This is a genomic window from Pseudomonas sp. ADAK13 (assembly GCF_012935715.1).
Taxonomy (GTDB): domain Bacteria; phylum Pseudomonadota; class Gammaproteobacteria; order Pseudomonadales; family Pseudomonadaceae; genus Aquipseudomonas.
This window is the reverse complement of the sequence record NZ_CP052860.1, coordinates 6,651,919-6,670,935: the sequence shown is the minus strand read 5'-3', so window position 1 is coordinate 6,670,935 and position 19,017 is coordinate 6,651,919. Positions and strand designations below refer to the sequence as shown.

Annotated in this window: 15 protein-coding genes and 1 riboswitch; of the genes, 8 read left to right on the top strand and 7 right to left on the bottom strand. The window is 62.9% G+C overall.

The window, feature by feature from the left end:
• Window positions 1-68 precede the first annotated feature (68 nt).
• Window positions 69-275, bottom strand: a riboswitch (cobalamin riboswitch).
• 101 nt (window positions 276-376) lie between these two features.
• The 6 genes from lexA (at window position 377) to uvrA (ending at window position 10,611) form a co-directional block, all read left to right on the top strand.
• A complete protein-coding gene (gene lexA / locus HKK54_RS30815; RefSeq protein ID WP_169388935.1) occupies window positions 377-994 on the top strand; it encodes a transcriptional repressor LexA in 618 nt (205 codons plus the stop codon).
• Window positions 994-1,605, top strand: coding sequence for a translesion DNA synthesis-associated protein ImuA (gene imuA, locus HKK54_RS30810; protein WP_017475309.1), 612 nt, complete (start codon window positions 994-996; stop codon window positions 1,603-1,605). The genes lexA and imuA overlap by 1 nt, the downstream gene beginning before the upstream one ends.
• Before the next feature lie 7 nt (window positions 1,606-1,612).
• Window positions 1,613-3,028 (top strand): Y-family DNA polymerase, encoded by a 1,416-nt coding sequence (locus tag HKK54_RS30805; RefSeq protein ID WP_169388934.1) that lies wholly within the window; start codon window positions 1,613-1,615, stop codon window positions 3,026-3,028.
• Entirely contained in the window at window positions 3,025-6,093 is a 3,069-nt protein-coding gene (locus HKK54_RS30800; protein ID WP_169388933.1) for an error-prone DNA polymerase, read from the top strand. The genes HKK54_RS30805 and HKK54_RS30800 overlap by 4 nt, the downstream gene beginning before the upstream one ends.
• A 114-nt stretch (window positions 6,094-6,207) precedes the next feature.
• On the top strand, window positions 6,208-7,917 hold the full coding sequence (locus HKK54_RS30795) for an ATP-binding protein (RefSeq protein WP_169388932.1): 1,710 nt from the start codon (window positions 6,208-6,210) through the stop codon (window positions 7,915-7,917).
• A gap of 165 nt (window positions 7,918-8,082) precedes the next feature.
• Window positions 8,083-10,611: an excinuclease ABC subunit UvrA gene (uvrA, locus tag HKK54_RS30790; RefSeq protein ID WP_169388931.1), complete on the top strand. Its 2,529-nt coding sequence runs from the start codon at window positions 8,083-8,085 to the stop codon at window positions 10,609-10,611.
• 64 nt (window positions 10,612-10,675) lie between these two features.
• Here the strand turns inward: uvrA and HKK54_RS30785 are convergent, their stop codons facing one another.
• The 4 genes from HKK54_RS30785 to HKK54_RS30770 all read right to left on the bottom strand — a co-directional run bounded on the left by HKK54_RS30785 (window position 10,676) and on the right by HKK54_RS30770 (window position 14,359).
• Window positions 10,676-11,074: a hypothetical protein gene (locus tag HKK54_RS30785; protein WP_169388930.1), complete on the bottom strand. Its 399-nt coding sequence runs from the start codon at window positions 11,072-11,074 to the stop codon at window positions 10,676-10,678.
• A 673-nt stretch (window positions 11,075-11,747) separates the two neighbouring features.
• Window positions 11,748-12,158 carry a hypothetical protein gene (locus HKK54_RS30780; RefSeq protein ID WP_169388929.1) on the bottom strand — a complete coding sequence of 137 codons (411 nt, stop codon included), beginning with the start codon at window positions 12,156-12,158 and terminating at the stop codon, window positions 11,748-11,750.
• Window positions 12,159-12,445: 287 nt separating this feature from the next.
• Window positions 12,446-12,775: a DUF6124 family protein gene (locus HKK54_RS30775; RefSeq protein WP_169388928.1), complete on the bottom strand. Its 330-nt coding sequence runs from the start codon at window positions 12,773-12,775 to the stop codon at window positions 12,446-12,448.
• Window positions 12,776-13,132: 357 nt separating this feature from the next.
• Window positions 13,133-14,359: an MFS transporter gene (locus HKK54_RS30770; protein ID WP_169388927.1), complete on the bottom strand. Its 1,227-nt coding sequence runs from the start codon at window positions 14,357-14,359 to the stop codon at window positions 13,133-13,135.
• 319 nt (window positions 14,360-14,678) lie between these two features.
• Here HKK54_RS30770 and HKK54_RS30765 point away from each other — a divergent pair, with 319 nt between their 5' ends.
• Together HKK54_RS30765 and HKK54_RS30760 are read left to right on the top strand one after the other, a co-directional pair.
• Window positions 14,679-15,938, top strand: a complete 1,260-nt coding sequence (locus HKK54_RS30765; protein ID WP_169388926.1) for a serine hydrolase domain-containing protein — start codon at window positions 14,679-14,681, stop codon at window positions 15,936-15,938.
• Between the two features lie 217 nt (window positions 15,939-16,155).
• Window positions 16,156-16,446, top strand: a complete 291-nt coding sequence (locus tag HKK54_RS30760; RefSeq protein ID WP_169388925.1) for a hypothetical protein — start codon at window positions 16,156-16,158, stop codon at window positions 16,444-16,446.
• Between the two features lie 31 nt (window positions 16,447-16,477).
• Here the strand turns inward: HKK54_RS30760 and HKK54_RS30755 are convergent, their stop codons facing one another.
• The 3 genes from HKK54_RS30755 to HKK54_RS30745 all read right to left on the bottom strand — a co-directional run bounded on the left by HKK54_RS30755 (window position 16,478) and on the right by HKK54_RS30745 (window position 18,996).
• Window positions 16,478-17,287: a helix-turn-helix transcriptional regulator gene (locus HKK54_RS30755; RefSeq protein WP_169388924.1), complete on the bottom strand. Its 810-nt coding sequence runs from the start codon at window positions 17,285-17,287 to the stop codon at window positions 16,478-16,480.
• Between the two features lie 5 nt (window positions 17,288-17,292).
• Window positions 17,293-17,832 carry a kinase inhibitor gene (locus HKK54_RS30750; RefSeq protein ID WP_010172144.1) on the bottom strand — a complete coding sequence of 180 codons (540 nt, stop codon included), beginning with the start codon at window positions 17,830-17,832 and terminating at the stop codon, window positions 17,293-17,295.
• A 300-nt stretch (window positions 17,833-18,132) separates the two neighbouring features.
• The gene (locus HKK54_RS30745; protein WP_169388923.1) at window positions 18,133-18,996 is read right to left on the bottom strand and encodes a LysR family transcriptional regulator; all 864 of its coding nucleotides are present in this window, start codon (window positions 18,994-18,996) and stop codon (window positions 18,133-18,135) included.
• Window positions 18,997-19,017: the final 21 nt, after the last annotated feature.

Genomic DNA, 19,017 nt, shown 5'->3' with positions numbered 1-19,017 from the left:
GAAAAGCACGCACGAGTAGGCACCGAGCACACGCCAATACCGGCCCATGCCCGCCCACCGCAGGATTTTGCCAAACAGAATTCCAGGCCGGTCTCCGGGCTCACGCGTATGGACACCTTCACCTTCCCATGGCGCGCGGGCCACAGTGGTGTGTCGAAGGGATCACGCGTCTACCGTTGCGGGGGCAGCACCGGACTGGCTCGGAAAGAGCGGCACCGGTTTCCCGTTTCACCCCATGCACGGCGGCATGAGGCACCTGAAACAGGCCGGCATCTGAACATTCGGAAGACCGTTCGTCAACTTGGCGCGGGCTTTTCCAGTGGCGGAGTGGGAAGCGACTGACGGATATTGCAGGAAATTTCCCACAGGAGTACAAATGTACTCCATGACGAACTTAACGCCCCGCCGTACCGCCATCCTGACCTTTATCCGCGACCGCATCGCGCAGCAAGGCCAGTCCCCCAGCCTCGCCGAGATCGCCGAGGCGTTCGGCTTTGCCTCCCGCAGTGTGGCGCGCAAGCATGTGGTGGCGCTGACCGAGGGCGGCTTTATCGAGGTCAACCCGAACCAGGCCCGTGGCATTCGCCTGCTCAATCAGCCGGCGCGGCCTGAGCTGCTGGACATCCCGGTGCTTGGCCGGGTGGCCGCCGGCCTGCCCATCGGCGCCGATGCCGAGGTTCACAATCGCCTGCTGCTCGACCCGGCCCTGTTCGCGAAAACCCCGGATTACCTGCTGCGGGTGCAGGGCGATTCGATGATCGAAGACGGCATCCTCGATGGCGACCTGGTGGGCGTGCGCCGCAGTGCCGAGGCCTTGAACGGGCAGATCGTGGTGGCGCGCCTGGACGGTGAAGTCACCATCAAGCGTTTCGAACACGTGGGCGAGCGCGTGCGCCTGCTGCCGCGCAACCCCGCCTATCAACCCATCGTGGTGCGGCCTGATCAGGACCTTGCCATCGAAGGGGTGTTTTGCGGTTTGGTGAGGCAAGGCTGATGGGCGCCGTCGTTGCACTGGACTCGCTGTTCAATGGCGGCCGGGTCTGGAAAGGCCGGCCCGCCGCGCCGCCTGCCAGCGTGCATCCCACCGGGCTTGCGGCCCTGGATGCGGTGCTGCCCAGCGGCGGCTGGCCGGAAGCGGCGTTGAGCGAAATCCTGATGGCGAAGGAGGGCGTGGGTGAGTTGCAACTGGTGTGGCCGACCCTGGCGCGCTTGTCAGCGGCTGGCGAGCGCATCGTGCTGGTGGCGCCGCCTTACACGCCGTACCCCCACGCCTGGCAAAACGCCGGGGTGGATGTGCGCCAGCTTTCGGTGATCCAGGCCGATGAGCGCGACGCCTTGTGGGCGGTGGAGCAATGCCTGCGTTCCGGCAGTTGTGGCGCGGTGCTGTGCTGGCCGCGCAAGGCCGATGACCGGGCCTTGCGCCGCTTGCAGGTGGCGGCGGAAACCGGCCAGACCCTGGCCTTCGCCTGGCGCTCCTTGAACGAGGCCATCAACCCGTCACCGGCCGCCTTGCGCCTGGCGGTGGAGGCCAGCCCGGCACAGGTGCGGGTGCTCAAGTGCCGGGGCGGCCTGGCCCATCCCGCGCCCATTGCGCTTGGGCACTGAGGTTGGCATGCGCTGGGTGTGTATTGTCTTCCCGCAATTGGCGCTGGACGGGGTGCTGCGTTCGCGCCCCGAGCCGGATCAGCCGTTGGCCCTGCTGGCCGGCACGCCGCAGCGGCGGGTGCTGCAAACCGTCAATGACGCCGCACGCAAACTCGGCCTGCGCCCCGGCCAATCCCTGACGGCAGCCCATGCCTTGACCAAGGCGTTTGCCTGCGCCGAATACGACCCGGCGCAGATCGAATACTGGCAGCAGTTTCTGGCCGCCTGGGCCTACCGTTTCAGTTCCCAGGTCAGCGTGTATTACCCACGGGCGTTGCTGTTCGAAATCGAATCGAGCCTGGGCCTGTTCGGTCCGTGGCCGCAGCTTGAGGCGCGCTTGCGCAAGGAACTGACCGAACTGGGGTTTCGTCACCGCATCGTCGCCGCACCGAACCCGGCGGCGGCGCGGATATTGGCGAATGCCTACGACGGCCTGGCCGTGGCCGATGACCCATGCCTGCAACACGCCCTGGCACCCATCCCCATCGACCGCGCCGGCCTCGACCCGCACGCCGCCACCGCGTTATCACGCATGGGCTTGCGCACCCTGGCCCAGGTGCAGGCGTTGCCCCGGCATACCCTGGCCCGGCGCTTTGACGCGGCGCTGCTCAAGCACCTCGATGCACTGAGCGGGCAACGGCCCCTGGCCCTGGCGTTCTACCAGCCGCCGGACCGCTTCGATGTGCGCATCGAGCTGAATTTTGATGTGTCGTCCCACCAGGCCTTGCTGTTTCCGTTGCGCCGTTTGACCGGCGACCTGTCGGCTTTTTTGTGTGGCCGCGACAGTGGCGTGCAGCGCTTTGACCTGCACCTGGAACACGCCGCTGAACCCGACACCCTCATCAAGGTTGGCCTGCTCAGCGCCGAGCGCGACGCGGCGATGCTGTTCGAACTGGCCCGTGGTCGCCTGGAGCAGGTGCAAGTCACCTCGCCGGTGCGTGGCTTTCGCCTGGTGGCCCAGGACCTGCCGGTGTTTGTGCCCCAGCGCCAGGACCTGTTCGACGAGCGCCCGCAACAAACCCTGCCGTGGGAACAACTGCGTGAACGCCTGCGGGCGCGGCTGGGGGACGAGGCGGTGCAAGGCCTGCGCTTTCACGCCGACCACCGCCCCGAATGCGCCTGGCAACCCGGTGCTGACCTGCGCCCGTGCGTGCCCTCAAACACTGTGCAGCGCCCCGGCTGGTTGTTGCCTGAACCGACGCCCCTGGCCGAACAGGGCCTGCAAATTTTGATGGGCCCGGAGCGCATCGAGTCCGGCTGGTGGGATGGCGCCGATGTGCGCCGCGATTACTACCTGGTGCGCACCCGCGCGGGCCAGCAGGGCTGGGCTTATCGCGCTGTGGGCGAAAGCGGCGCGCTGTGGCTGCAAGGCTGGTTTGCATGAAGTACGCGGAGCTGCATTGCCTGTCCAACTTCAGCTTCCAGCGTGGCGCCTCCAGTGCGCGGGAACTGTTTGAACGGGCCAAACAGCAAGGCTATGAGGCCCTGGCGATCACCGATGAATGCACTTTGTCGGGCATCGTCCGTGCCTGGCAGGCGGCCAAGGCGGTCGAGTTGCCGCTGATTATCGGCAGTGAGATGCGCCTCGAAAACGGCCCCAAGCTGGTGCTGCTGGTGGAGAACCTGGAGGGCTACCAGCACCTGTGCCGGCTGATCACCATCGCCCGCCGCCGTGCGGAAAAAGGTCACTACCGGCTGCTGCCGGAAGACTTCACCTGCGTGCAAGGTCTGCTGGCGTTATGGATGGCTGAAGACACCGACACCCAGGCCCATATCCAATGGCTGCGCAGCACCTTCACCGACCGCCTGTGGCTGGCGGTGGAGTTGCACTGCGGTCAGAACGATGCCCGCCACCTTGAGCAACGCCTGAACCTGGCCGCCAGCCTGCACTTGCCGGCGGTGGCCTGCGGCGATGTGCACATGCATGTGCGTGGCCGCCGTGCGCTGCAAGACACCATGACCGCGATCCGTCATCACGTCCCGGTGGCCGAGGCCGGCACGCGCCTGCACCCCAATGGCGAGCGGCACTTGCGCACACTCGACGCATTGGCCGCGCTGTACCCGGCGCACTTGCTGGAAGAGTCCCTGAACATCGCCCGGCGTTGCACCTTTGACCTGGGCCAGTTGCGCTATCAATACCCGCGAGAACTGGTGCCCGAAGGGCAAACTCCGGGAACCTGGCTGCGCACCCTGACCGAAGAGGGCATCGCCCAGCGCTGGCCCGACGGTGTCGACGCCAAGACCCTTGGGCAGATCAACGATGAGCTGAAGTTGATCACCGAGCTGGGCTACGAAAGCTACTTCCTCACCGTGCACGACATTGTGCGCTTCGCCCGCAGCCGTTCGATCCTGTGCCAGGGCCGCGGCTCGGCGGCCAACTCGGCGGTGTGTTTTGCCCTGGGCATCACCGAGATCGACCCCAGCCTGATGAACATGTTGTTCGAGCGCTTCCTGTCACGGGAGCGCAACGAGCCGCCCGACATCGACGTGGACTTCGAACACGAACGCCGCGAAGAAGTGCTGCAATACGTCTTCCAGCGCTACGGCCGCACCCGCGCCGCGTTGACGGCGGTGGTCAGCAGCTACCACGGCGCCGGTGCGGTGCGCGATGTGGCCAAGGCCCTCGGGTTGCCGCCGGATCAGGTCAACGCCCTGGCCGACTGCTGCGGGCGCTGGAGCGATGAAGCGCCGCCCCTGGAGCGCCTGCGCGAAGGCGGCTTCGACCCCGACAGCCCGGTGTTGCGCCGGGTGCTCACACTCACTCAGCAACTGATCGGCTTCCCCCGGCACCTGTCCCAGCACCCCGGCGGCTTCGTGATTTCCGAACACCCGCTGGACACCCTGGTGCCGGTGGAAAATGCCGCCATGGCCGAGCGCACCATCATCCAGTGGGACAAGGACGACCTCGACGCGGTGGGCCTGCTCAAGGTGGATATTCTTGCGCTGGGCATGCTCAGCGCGATTCGCCGCTGCTTCGACCTGTTGCGCCGCCATCGCAATCAAGACCTGAGCCTGGCCTCGGTCCCCAAGGAAGACGCGGCGATCTACGCGATGATCAGCAAGGCCGACACCATCGGCGTGTTCCAGATTGAATCGCGGGCGCAGATGTCGATGTTGCCGCGTTTGCGACCGGAAAAATTCTACGACCTGGTGATTGAGGTCGCTATCGTGCGACCGGGCCCGATCCAGGGCGGCATGGTGCACCCGTACCTGCGGCGGCGGAACAAGGAAGAACCCGAAACCTACCCATCGCCGGAACTGGAAAGCGTGCTCAAGCGCACCCTGGGCATCCCGCTGTTCCAGGAACAGGTCATGCAGATCGCCATGGTCGCTGCCGACTACAGCCCCGGCGAGGCCGACCAGTTGCGCCGTTCCATGGCCGCCTGGAAACGCCACGGCGGCCTCGAACCCCACCAGCAGCGCCTGCGCACCGGCATGCTGAAAAACGGCTACACCGAAGCCTTCGCCGCGCAGATTTTCGAGCAGATCAAGGGCTTTGGCAGCTACGGGTTTCCCGAGTCCCACGCCGCCAGTTTCGCCTTGCTGACCTACGCCAGTTGCTGGCTCAAATGCCACGAACCGGCAGCGTTTGCCTGCGCCCTGATCAACAGCTGGCCCATGGGTTTCTACAGCCCCGACCAGATCCTGCAGGACGCCCGGCGCCATCATTTGCAGATCCGCCCGGTGGACGTGCAGACCAGTGACTGGGACTGCAGCCTTGAACCGATCGACGGCCAGCAACCGGCCATTCACATGGGCTTGCGGATGATCTCCGGGTTTCGCGAAGAGGATGGCCGGCGCATCGAAACAGCGCGCCAGGTCCGGGCATTTTCCGATATTGCCGACCTCGGCGAACGCGCCCTCCTGGACACCCGCGCCCAGGAGCTGCTGGCGGATGCCGGGGCCTTGCGTGGCCTGGCCGGGCATCGGCACCGGGCGCGCTGGGAGGTGGCCGGGGTGCAGAAACAACTCGGCCTGTTTGCCGGGGTGGCCAGCCCCGAAGAGGCGGTGGTGGAGCTGCTGCAACCGACGGTGGGCGAGGATTTGTATGCCGACTACGCCAGCGTCGGCACCACCCTCGGTCCACATCCCCTGGCGTTGTTGCGCGATGAACTGCGGGCGCGGCGTTGTCGCAGTTCCCAAGAGTTGCTGCGGGTCGAGCATGGACGCAATGTCAGCGTCGCCGGTTTGGTCACCGGTCGACAACGCCCGGGGACCGCCAGCGGCGTCACCTTTGTCACCCTGGAAGATGAGTTCGGCAATATCAACGTAGTGGTCTGGCGTGATTTGGCCGAGCGCCAACGCCAGGCGCTGGTGGGCTCGCGGCTGCTCAAAGTGGACGGGCGCTGGGAGGCAGTGGGGGAGGTTCGGCACCTGATCGCCGGACGCTTGACCGACCTGACCCCCTTGTTGTCAGGCATCAATGTGCGCAGCCGGGATTTTCGCTGAGCCGGCCCTTGTCCGTTCATCCGCGCATCAGCACTATGCAATGAAACCAACCGCTGCTGTCAGGCTCAAAGTTTTCATTGCCGCCCACCTTTTATCTTTTTGCAGAGCCGACCGATGCAGTTTTTATCGAATACCCACGGCTGTGAAGGCTGGGCTGGGGAAATGGCCCAGAGGATTCGTGCTTTCGACTGGTCCGGCACCGACCTCGGCCCGCTGGACCACTGGCCCGGCAGCCTGGTGAGTGCCGTGCAGATGATGCTGGCCTCGCCGATGCCCATGGTGATGCTGTGGGGGCCGGCGGGTTACATGATCTACAACGACAGCTATTCGGTGTTTGCCGGTGGCCGTCACCCGTATCTGCTGGGGGTGCCGGTGGAATTGGGCTGGCCGGAAGTCGCCGACTTCAACCGCCATGTGGTCGACACCTGCCTGGCCGGCGGCACCTTGTCGTACCGCAATCTGCCCCTGGAACTGCTGCGCGACGGCCGCCCGGAAGAAGTCTGGATGGACCTGTATTACAGCCCTGTAGCCGGCGATGACCAGCGGCCGGGCGGGGTGTTGGCGATTGTGGTGGAGACCACCGAACATATGATCTCCGAGCGCCTGCGCCAGGAACTCACCCACAACCTGGAGCAGCGCGTCGCGGCGGAAGTGCAGGCCCGCTCCACCGCCGAAGAGCAGCTGCGCCAGTCGCAGAAGCTGGAAGCCATCGGTGGCCTGACCGGCGGCGTGGCCCACGACTTCAACAACCTGCTGCAAGTGGTCGCCGGTAACCTGCACCTGCTGGCCCGGCATGAGCCGGACAACCCCCAGGTGCAGCGCCGGGTCAGCGCCGCGATTGCGGCGGTGGAGCGCGGGGCCAAGCTCACCTCGCAACTGCTGGCGTTTGCCCGTCGCCAGCCACTCTCGCCAGCGGTGTACAACCCGCTGCGCATCTACGAAGGCCTGGGCGAACTGCTGCAGCGGGCGCTGGGAGAAACCATCCACATTGATGTGCAACTGCCTCAAGACCCGTGGTGCATCAACGTCGACCGCAATCAACTGGAAAACGCCTTGCTGAACCTCGCGATCAACGCCCGGGACGCCATGAAAGGCGAGGGCGTGATTCGGATCACTGGCGAAAACATCATCCTCAACCCCCCGGACTGTGCCGGCAAAAGCATCAGCCCCGGCGAGTACGTGCGCCTGGCCGTCTCCGACAGTGGCGCCGGCATGTCGGCGACGATCATGGCGCGGGCCTTCGAACCGTTTTTCACCACCAAGCCGGATGGCCACGGCACCGGGCTGGGGTTGAGCATGGTGTTCGGGTTCGTGCGGCAAAGTGGCGGACACGTCGAGGTGGAGAGCGAAGTGGGTAGCGGCACCTTGGTGCAGATGTATTTCCCGCGCAGCCTCGAAGAGCCGCAAAGCCAAGAAGCGCCCGTCGAGCTCACCCAACACACCGGCGGCCAGGAGACCATCCTGGTGGTCGAGGACAACGAAGGCGTACGCACCGCCGCGGTGGAACTGCTGGAACAATCCGGCTACACCGTGCTGATCGCCGAAGACGGCGACAAGGCCATGAGGATGTTGCGCGCCGGCCTGCAACCGGACCTGATCTTTACCGACGTAGTGATGCCGGGGCGGGTCAAAAGCACCGACCTGGCCGAGTGGGCGCGTGAGCAAGTGCCGGCGGTGGCGGTGCTGTTTACCTCCGGGCATACCCGCGACATTCTTTCCAGCAACCACCTGCTGAGCCAGGATATTCACCTGCTGAGCAAACCCTACAGCCCGGATGAGTTGGCGCAGCGGGTGCGCTCGGTGCTGACCTCCCGGATGATGTGACGAATGGAGATCCAGCCAGCGACACCCAACCACTGTGGGAGCCGGGCTTGCCCGCGATGGCGGAGTGTCAGGCACCCCATCCGGTAACTGGCACTCCGTCATCGCGGGCAAGCCCGGCTCCCACAATTGATCTTCACTGCCTTGAGCACACCGATAAGGTTACCCATGACTTCCCAGCGCAACCTGCCCCCCGACGCCTCACTCTCCAACCAACGCCCAGGCTTCGTCCGGGTGCGGGGCGCCCGGGAACACAACCTGCGCAACGTCGACGTCGACATCCCCCGCGACGCGCTGGTGGTGTTCACCGGCGTGTCAGGCTCCGGCAAATCCTCGCTGGCATTCTCCACCGTCTACGCGGAAGCCCAGCGCCGCTACTTCGAATCCGTCGCGCCCTACGCCCGCCGCCTGATCGACCAGGTGGGCGTACCCGATGTCGACTCCATCGAAGGCCTGCCCCCCGCGGTGGCCCTGCAACAACAGCGCGGCACGCCCAGCACGCGCTCCTCGGTGGGCAGTGTCACCACCTTGTCCAGCCTGATCCGCATGCTCTACTCCCGCGCCGGCAGCTACCCGGCGGGGCAGCCGATGCTCTACGCCGAAGACTTTTCCGCCAACCTGCCACAAGGCGCCTGCCCGCAATGCCACGGCCTTGGCCGCGTGTACGAAGTGACCGAAGCCCTGATGGTGCCCGATCCGTCCCTCACCATACGCCAGCGCGCCGTGGCGTCCTGGCCGCTGGCGTGGCAAGGCCAGAACCAGCGCGACATCCTCGTCACCCTGGGCTACGACGTCGACATCCCCTGGCGCGACCTGCCGAAAAAACAGCGCGACTGGATCCTCTTCACCGAAGAAACGCCCACCGTTCCGGTGTACGCCGGCTTCACGCCAGCCCAAACCCGCGACGCTCTCAAACGTAAACTGGAACCCAGCTACCAGGGCACTTTCACCGGCGCCCGGCGCTACATCCTGCACACCTTCACCCACTCCCAAAGCGCCCTGATGAAAAAGCGCGTCTCGCAATTCATGCAGGGCAGCCCATGCCCGTTGTGCGAAGGCAAACGCCTGAACAAGGCCGCGCTGTCAGTGAAATTTGCCGGCGTGGACATTGGTGAACTGTCGCAAATGTCCCTGCTGCAACTCGCCGAACTCCTGCGCCCGGTGGCCGAAGGGCAGGGCGACAAAAAACTCTCTGTGGAAAAACGCCTGGCTGCCCAACGCATTGCCCAGGACCTGCTGGAGCGCGTCAGCACCCTGACCGACCTTGGCCTGGGCTACCTGGCCCTGGAACGCAGCACGCCGACCCTGTCCTCCGGCGAACTGCAACGCCTGCGCCTGGCCACCCAACTGGGCTCGCAACTGTTCGGCGTGATCTACGTGCTCGACGAACCCTCCGCCGGCCTGCACCCCGCCGACGGCGAAGCCCTGTTCGCCGCCCTCGACCGCTTGAAGGCTGCCGGCAACTCCCTGTTCGTGGTGGAACACGATCTGGAAACCATGCGCCGCGCCGACTGGCTGATCGACGTCGGCCCCGCTGCCGGCGAGCACGGCGGCCAGGTCCTGTACAGCGGCCCACCCGCAGGCCTCGCGCAGATCGAAGCCTCGCAAACCCGCGAATACCTGTTCGCCGAAAAACGCCCGGTCAGCCAACCCCCGCGCCAACCCACCGGCTGGCTGAGCCTGGAAGGCGTGACGCGCAACAACCTCAACGGCCTGAGCGTGGACTTCCCCCTGGGCTGCTTCACCGCCGTCACCGGCATCTCCGGCTCGGGCAAATCCAGCCTCGTCAGCCAGGCACTGCTGGAGCTGGTAGGCGCAGGCCTGGGCCGCGTGGTGGAAAGCGAAGACGAACCCAGCCTGGAAGACGACGCCCCGCAAACCAGCGGCGGGCGCATCAGCGGCGGCCTGGAACACATCCGCCGTTTGGTTCAAGTGGACCAGAAGCCCATCGGCCGCACACCGCGCTCCAACCTCGCGACCTACACCGGGTTGTTCGACAACGTGCGCAAACTGTTCGCCGCTACTCCGGCGGCGAAAAAGCGGAATTACGACGCCGGGCAGTTCTCCTTCAACGTCGCCAAAGGGCGCTGCCCGAACTGCGAAGGCGAGGGGTTTGTCAGCGTTGAATTGCTGTTCATGCCCAGCGTGTACGCGCCATGCCCGACGTGCCACGGCGCGCGGTACAACCCGCAAACCCTGGCGATCAAGTGGCAAGGGCTGACCATCGCCCAAGTGCTGGGGCTGACCGTTGAACAGGCGGTCGAGGTATTTTCCGAGCAACCGGGCGTGCTGCGCTCACTCCAAGTACTGCGCGATATTGGCTTGGGCTATTTGCGCCTTGGCCAGCCGGCCACGGAGCTGTCGGGCGGCGAGGCGCAGCGCATCAAGCTGGCGACCGAGTTGCAACGCAATGCCCGGGGCGCGACGTTGTATGTGCTGGATGAGCCGACGACCGGGCTGCATCCGCGGGATGTGGACCGGTTGTTGAGCCAGTTGAACCATCTGGTGGAGGCGGGGCATACGGTGATCGTGGTCGAGCATGAAATGCGCGTGGTGGCGCAGAGTGATTGGGTGATTGATATCGGGCCGGGGGCCGGGGATAGAGGCGGGAAGGTGGTGGTGAGTGGCACGCCGCAGACAGTTGCGAAGAGCAAGAGCAGCCGGACTGCGGCGTTTTTGGGGCGGGAGTTGGGATGAAATTTGGAGTTGTGCGGTGGGTGGAGGGAGCCTTCACGGTTGGCTATCGGCCAAAACCGACCTCTCAATCAGGTTCATGAGGGCAATCGACGAGCGCTTGCATTACGTGGCCGAGTTGCACCAATTTCTCTATGGCGAATGGAACAGTCGTTCCACTGATCGAGAGAGGGGTAAAGGCGAGTATCCGAATGGCGAGCGCTCCCGGCTGATTACTCTCAGAGAAGCTAAGGCGGTACCACGAAAATATTGACGGTTTCCATGTAACAGTCGCCCGGTTAGAAGGCGCAGCAAAGAAAGCTGAAACCCTAGCAATGTGTTCTCGCTTAATCTTGAGAAAGTAATTGCCGGCAGTTCCTTGTTCAAAAGTCAGATAGAGATCCTCTCCCTTTGTCTGGAGGTAGAGATAAATCGAACGCCACTTACCTTCGTGGCAGGCGCTGAACACCGCTGGTGTCCCTAACATTTTGCATTCCTTCATCAAGACGGTCTGATGAGGTTTAGCTCATGCTTGGCGAGTCTGGATTTGGAGGCTATTTCTGACCGATTGCTGCCTTTCGCGAAGAGCAGCTTAGGGTCGATTTCGGTCAGTCGCGAAAGGCAGCAATCGGCCAAGAGCGGACGTTTGCGCGCTCCGAAACAAGCCGTCGTTCACTCCTGTGAGTAAGGCGCGTTATCTGCCGACTGATGCCAAATAGATCCATGGGCTCGGCAGAGCTCAACGGAATATCTGTCGCACAACATTTCGATGGCGGCTTTATCAAGTGCCTGATCTGAAGAGGAGATTGACCCACCACAGGTCAGGTACAAGTACAACGCAGCCAGGGCCTCCAGCCTCGACGAGTCGGACTGCACGGTAAACCTTGAGATATCTACCTCGCTCGCATGGATTTCGATGTAAGGGTCATCGCTCTCTCTGTCCTTCACATACAGGTATGTCCAAGAGCGGCTGTTCACAGGGTATGAATCACCATCCGTGTCTACGTTTCGCCCAGGGCCATAGAGCAAATCCAGAAAACATCTGAAGTCGGGCCGTTCGCTAACGACGGTCACTGTGTACATAGGTTCTCCGTATTGTCCGCTTTGGCTCGAAAACAGCTTTTTGTGACTGGCATATTCTGGCCGAAAGCAGGCGGGTATTACCTTGTTTCAGCTGCGTCAGGAGGCCAGCTCTCATAGAAAGAGCCGCCTACAGGGATCGGGTTGCCATCCATATGGTATGCGGCCCATGCCAGTAGGTGTGCCATGCGTTCGGCAGCAACTGGCGACAGTCCGCAAGATTCTCTGACTTCGTCTAGCCGTACTCGGCAAACATCGAGGTGGCGTCGAACCCCGGAAAATCCGCCAAGATAGAGATAGAACTCGTCGAGAAGGATACCCACGCCTGGAACACCATAGGTGCCGGCCACACCTGGTGCCTCCTCATATATGGCCTTCACATCATGGCCTTCCAAGGTTGCGACAGCGGTGAGTACCTCGCAAAAAGTATCTTTCATGCTGTTGCTGACCCAGAGGTCATAGCTGTTGCCGATAATGATGGGCGCGCCCATGAGTCTTACTCTGATTTCGATAATGGAATGCTGAAGAAGAGACGTATTCAGCCATGTAGCCAATTTTCAATAGGCCGTCTCCGCTCCGATTATTATCTTTTTGGGCTGGAAAAGGCCATGCGTGGGCGGCTGCTTTTGGCCGAAAGCAGTCTTGGAACGTCGCAAGAGAGGCGACTTATGCATATGAATGTGACACGCGGCATTCATCGTCGCTGAGCCGCTGTAGATGCCTACAGTGCCTCAGCGAATCAAATGAGCTAGTCGAACAGCTTGTGCCACGCCCGGCCTCAGCTACAAGGCACCTCCCGATCCATCAGCTTACCCACCAACAGCACCCCCAACTCACTGAGTTGATGAATCGCCAACGCCACATCACGGTCTTTCCCGCTCAGCTCTTCCGACAGATCAAGCAGCAACGCGCTGACCGAGGCAAAGGTTTCATAGCTATTGGTAATCAGGTTTTCACTGCTGGCATCCGCCGCAACACTGAACAGCGCACCCGACGGCGGGGTAGTTTTGGTGGAGGAGGGATTGAGATAGTGATCCAGGGCGCGCTGGGCTGCCTGGTGTAGTTTGAGATCGGGAGTTCCCGGAGGATTCGGCGTTACCTTAAACATATCAGTAGTTTTCCTGAGCTGGGCCGTCACCACTTCGCTACTAAACGAATGGGGTGGCGGCTGTACGCAGGTTAGTAGACCGGGGAAACTACAAAAGCCGGCGCGCCCGAAGACGCCCTGCGCACAGCCACCATCAAGCACAGACAAGAAGGTCTGATGGATGCTGCTTATGCACTTGCAGTTAACCTCGGGCTACTAAACCCGATCACTGAGGTTTCAGCGACCGAGCAACCTTAGAGACGCCAACCCAGGTGCACAAGCCGGCGGATTCTGACGCAACTGTAGGCAATGGAGCAAGGTGCCGTGCTCACTGCCACAAGCCACGGGACTGAAATCCATCAGTCCCGTTTTTCATACTCAGGCCGGCTGGGCCGCCAGGCTATTACTCACCTTGCGCCCCAACACCAGCACGGTCATAAACCCAGCGCCCACCAACGCCGTCGCCAGACTCAACAGCACCGAAGTGCCCATCTTGTCGACGATCTGCCCGCCGAAGAACGAGCCCACGGCAATGATCACCTGGAACAACGCCACGAACAGTGGCATGCCACGTTCAACATCCTTGGGCGCAACCACGAACATCCAGATACTCGCACACGCCGGGAAGGCGCCGAAGGCGAAGCCCCACAGGGCGATCAGCATCACGGCGCCGGTCATGCCGGTGGCGAAGTAGGGGAACAGGGCGGTGCTGGCGCCGATCATCAGGGCGACCAGCAGCAGGGTGTGGCGCACGCTGCGGTTGGCGGCGAAGCCGGCGAAGACGTTGCCCATCACGCCGGCCACGCCGTAGAGCAGCAGCAGAGAGCCAATGGTCGGGCCGTCGAAGCCGGAGCTGTTTTTGAAGAACGGTGCGACGTAGGTGTAGGCGGCAAAGTGCGCCAGGCCGATCAGCAGTACGGCGATGAGGCCGACCCGGGCTTGTGGGTTGATGAACAGGGCCGGCAGGTCGCTGACGCGGATGGCTTTTTCCGGTTCGAGGCGGGGCAGCAAAAACATCTGTGCCAGCAGTACCGGTATGCCCACCAGTGCGGTGACGAGGAAGGTCATGCGCCAGCCCATCAGGCCGCTCAGCCAGGTGCCGACGGGCACGCCGAGGACGGTGGCCAGGGTCACGCCCATCATGATGATGGAGGTGGCTTTCGCGACGCCCACGCCTTTGGGGGCCAGGCGGCCGCTGAGGGCGATGGCCGTGGCCCAGAAGCCGCCGATGCTGATGCCCAGCAGTACGCGGCCGAACAGCAGGAGGCTGAAGTCGCTGGCGTAGGCCACCACCATGTTGGCGATGATCATGATCAGGGTCAGGCCGATCAGCAGGTAGCGGCGGTCCATGGCGCCAATGCCCACCGACAGCAACGGGGCGGCGAGGGCGGCCATGATGCCGGGCAGGGTGACCATCAGACCGGCGTGGCCGGCGCTGATGCCGAGGTCGGCGGCGACGTCGTTGAGTACGCCCACCGGCAGGAATTCGCTGGTGACCAGGGCGAAAGCGCCCACGGCCACTGAGAGAATGGCCAGCCACTGTTGCAGGACGGTTTGTTGATTATGTTCGGGGAGGCCGCTAGGGGCCCGGCTTGCGCTTGGCATGGTGTCGGGTTCCGGGAGGAGATTTCGCCTGCGGACAGACGGGAGGGAGAAAGTGGAGGCGATTATAGGAAGGGGTTTTGGTAAGCCAATAGGCGACCATTTCGATAGTAATCATCAGTCTCATCGATAAGACGCCCTGAGCAGAGCGCTCGCGTGTGTGTAAACCCTCCGGATTTTCCATGGCCCGAGTCCGCGCTTAATCCGGCCCGATCCCGCGCGCCAGAAATAATCCCGCGCTGCATCCTGAGCCTCGGCATGTCAGTGGAGCTGATGTGCAGCAGCGTTTCAAGACCGATCAAACAATAATAAAGAGGTGCCTATGCCCGTGCTCCATCGCCCTTCATCCCTGGTTGAACGCAGCGCGCTTTACATGTTGCTGTGCGCTTCGACGCTCGCCCTGTCGTTGACCGCCAGCGCGGCCACCCCGGATCCCGCAAAGCCTTACCCCCATGCACAGGAACCGATCGGCGACGTGCAGGCCATCTATGACGGCAGGCTCAGCGAGGACTTGGCGGTCACTACCTTCCGTAATACCGACCGATTGTTCCCGACGCGCACGATCAAGGCGGGCGGCCATCCGTTCCCGTTACCCCGCAGCAGCCAACCACTCGGGCCGGTTGCCTTTGACTATAAAGGCAAGCACTACAGCCTCGACGACTATGTGGCGATCAACAAGGTCACCGGGCTGTTGGTGCTCAAGGACGGCAAGATCGTTGATGAGCGTTATGAAAAAGGCAACACCGCCGAGACCCGGTGGATGTCGATGTCGGTGGCCAAATCCATTACTTCGACCCTGGTGGGCGCGGCCCTGCAGGACGGCGCCATCAAGAGCCTGGATGACAAGGTCACTCGCTATTTGCCGGCGTTGGCGGGCAGCGGTTATGACCAGGTTACGGTGCGCCAGATCCTGTCCATGCGTTCCGGGATCAAGTGGAACGAGCAATACACCGACCCGACCTCCGACGAACGCCACTTGATCAAACTGCGTAGCGAGCAAGTGCCCGGGTCGCTGCTGAAGTTCATGGCCAGTCTGCAAACCGCCGCGCCACCTGGCACCCGCACCAACTACAGCACCGGTGAGACCCAAGTGCTGGGGCAACTGGTGAGCGCTGCGGTGGGCAAGCCACTCACGCAATACCTGAGTGAGAAAATCTGGGCGCCTTATGGCATGCAAACCGACGCCAAGTGGTGGCTGGACGGTACCCATGGCAATGAAGTGGGCGGCAGCGGCATCAGTGCGACGCTTGAGGATTACGGACGGTTTGGGCAGTTCGTGCTCAGCGGCGGCAAGGCCGGTGGGCAGCAGGTATTGCCCAAGGACTGGTTGAGTTTTGCCAGCGCGACCACGGGTTCAGATGCGGCGTATGGTGACTTTGCGTCTATGTGGTGGCCGGGCTGGACCGACGCTTCCAAGGCGGATAAAGCCTTTACTGCGGCCGGTACGTTTGGGCAGTACGTGTACATCAACCCGACCAAGAATGTGGTGATTGTGGTGTGGCAGGCACAGACCAAACCCACGGGTGGCAAGGTAATCGACGATATGTTTGCCTTTGACGCGGTAGCCAAAGCGCTTCAGTAACCGGTTTGCCCTCGCCACGAAGAGGGCGCTCAACAGGGGACGGGTCTATTTGATTAAAAATAGACCCGTCTCTTTTTGTGGGTGTCGGTCCGTGGACAGGATGATGTCAAAACAGTAGCATTGTTGAATGCGCGCTCATGGCAGCGGCGCTGAAGCAACGGTTGTTTGTGGCGAGTAACTTCGCGAATTAATCATTGGATATTGACTGGGAGGTCACATGAAGAAGTTACTCTTGAGCGGTTCTGTTGCCTTGCTGTTAACGGGATGTACCTTTACCGGGGCTTATGAAGTGACGCCTGGCGTCTACATGATCACGAGCCATGGCAGCATCTTTAATTCCAGGGAGGGGATGCTGGAGAACATAAACCAGAAAGCTGCCAAGGTGTGTGACGGTAAGCCCTATCATCTGGAAGGTGACACTGGCGCTAATATGGTTGTCAGCACGGCCACTCATATTGGCAGTACACCAACCACCATCCTGGGTCTGAAAGCGATTTGCGAGGGGTAGAGGGGATTCGATAAACCTCGTCCCGACACCCTCACATCGCCGCCCGCAACGACCGTGGCGACAGCCCATAATGCGACTTGAACCGCACCGCAAACCTTGAAGCCGACGCATACCCGCAGGCGTTGGAAATCTCCCCAATGGAATCCCTGGAGGTTTGCAGCTGTTGCAAGGCAGCCCCCAGTCGCACGTTTTCCAGGATCGACCTGAAGCTCGCATCCTCATTGGCCAACTGCCGGCGCAGGGTCGACTCCCCCAGATTCAACTGCTGCGCAACGCTGGCCACCGTCCAGTCACGGGACAGGTGGCTGCTGATCAGCCGCTGCACCCGCTCGCTCAGCGGGTCGTTGCGGTCCATCAGCAACGGCCCCGCCTGGCCGGCCAGGCACAGGCACAGCAACACAGCTTCGCCATAGTGGGTGCACAAGGTCGCCGGGGCGCCGGTACCCAATGCGGTCAGCAGTTGGTCCCAGGCTTGTCGGGTCTGTTTGTCCAGGCGCACGCACAGGTCTGTGTTCGTGTTGCCCTTGAATTGTGCGCCATACCGGGCGATGAAGTTACGCAACACCGGCACCGGAAACGACACCACGTCGGCGATGTAGTCACCCTGGGCGCCGGGAAAGTTGGTTACGCCCAGCTCGCGCCCCGCCGGCAGCAAAATCAAATCCTGCGGGCCTGCGCGCATTTCGCGCGCGTCCCACTGCATCTGTTTTTGCCCTTGGCGCACGCGGCACAGGGCCGTCATGAAGATCGGCACGCGTTGCAGGGTGTGATGTTGCCGGGCCCTGATCACGCAGCTTTCAATGATGCTTTCCCTGTGCCGCACACCTTCGTGAACATCCATCGTGACTAGCGTCCGTAAGGGGCCGTGATTGTGGCCTTGGCCAGGCTGTTGGCATTGAGCATGTAGCCGACCAGGGCGCCGCTGGACTGATTGTCGATCGGCAGCGTGTCGACTTTCAACGCCCATACGGTGAATTGATAGCGATGGGGTTTATCACCCACGGGCGGGCACGCGCCGCCGAAGCCGGGCTGGCCGTAATCCGTGCGCCCTTGCACGGCCCCGGCCGGCAGGTGGGCACCGACATTGCTCGGCAGGCGGGTGACGGTGGTGGGCAGGTTGACCACGGTCCAGTGCCACCAGCCGCTGCCGGTCGGGGCGTCCGGGTCGTAGACGGTGATGGCAAAGCTTTTGGTGCCCGCCGGGGCGTTGCTCCAGGACAGGGCAGGGGACGTGTTGCCGCCGCTGCAGCCGAAACCATTGAATTCCTGCAGGCGCGTCAGTGGGCGCTGGTCGGCGATGTCCGGGCTGCTGAGGGAGAAGCTGGCGGCGTGCCCGCTGGCGGCCATGATCAGGGTGATCGCGGGGGCAAGTACTTTGAGTTTCATCGCGGTGATATCCAGGCGTGGGTTGAGCCTTGATGCTAAATAACACCTGGACGCGGCACTGCGCCGAAGCGCTCGATGATTGTGCCGAAATGCTCTGTCGCACCCTCCTCAATGTTTATTAAGGAAAACAGGGCTTGTGTGGCGAGCGGGCTTGCCCCGCGTTGGGCTGCGAAGCGGCCCCACTGAGCGCCGCCGTGTTCTGTCAGGCACTACCCGGTGGCAGGTTTTGGGGCTGCTGCGCAGCCCAACGCGGGGCAAGCCCGCTCGCCACAGAGGCCGGTGCCACACATCACAAAACGACTACGGCTGAGCCCTCAGCGCCCGGATGATGAATGCATGCAGGCTGTTGACGGCTTTAGACCCGCGAGACGCCCGGCTACGCAGAATCGAAACTTCCATGGGTTGAATGTTTCCCAGGCCGTGCTCGCTCCCCAACACCTGAAGCGACTCCTGCACGGTGCACTGGGTGATCGCGGCAATCGCCAGCCCGCCCTCTACGGCGGCCACCTGCCCGGCAAGGCTGGAGCTGTTGTACACCACCTTGAATGCCCGCCCCCGTTGGGTGAGCGAGTTCACCGCGTAATGCCGGGCCAGGCTGGCGCTTTCGTAGACGGCGATGGGGATCGGGTCGCGTCGCCACAGTTCGAACTGGGGTGAGCCGACCCAGACCATGGGCTCCTTGAACAGGAAGGTGCCGCTCTGGGGCGAGTCCCTGGACACCAGCGCCAGGTCAAGGTCGCCGCTGCGCAACTGCGGGATCAGCGTGGTCGACTGTTCACAGGTGAGTTCTATTTCCACCCCGGCGTAGCGTGGCGAATAGCGCTTGAGCAGCGGCGTGAGGTACCGGGCCGCGTAGTCTTCCGCGACGCCCAGGCGGATGCGCCCGGTCAGTTCTTCACCGTGAAACGCCGCCTGGGTCTCGGCGTGCAGGGCGAGCATACGCCGGGCGTAGCTCAGCAGGGTCTGGCCGTCGGCGGTCAGTTGCAGGTGCCTGGGGCCTCGGCTCAACAACTGCCGCCCAAGGGCCGCCTCGAGTTTCTTCATCTGCATGCTGACGGCGGACTGCGAGCGGTTGACCTCGTGGGCGGCGCCCGACAGCGAGCCGGCGTCCACCACGGCCACAAAGCATTTGAGCCAATCAAGTTGCAAATCACTGGCCGGCATCGCGGTGACCTCTATTCGTTA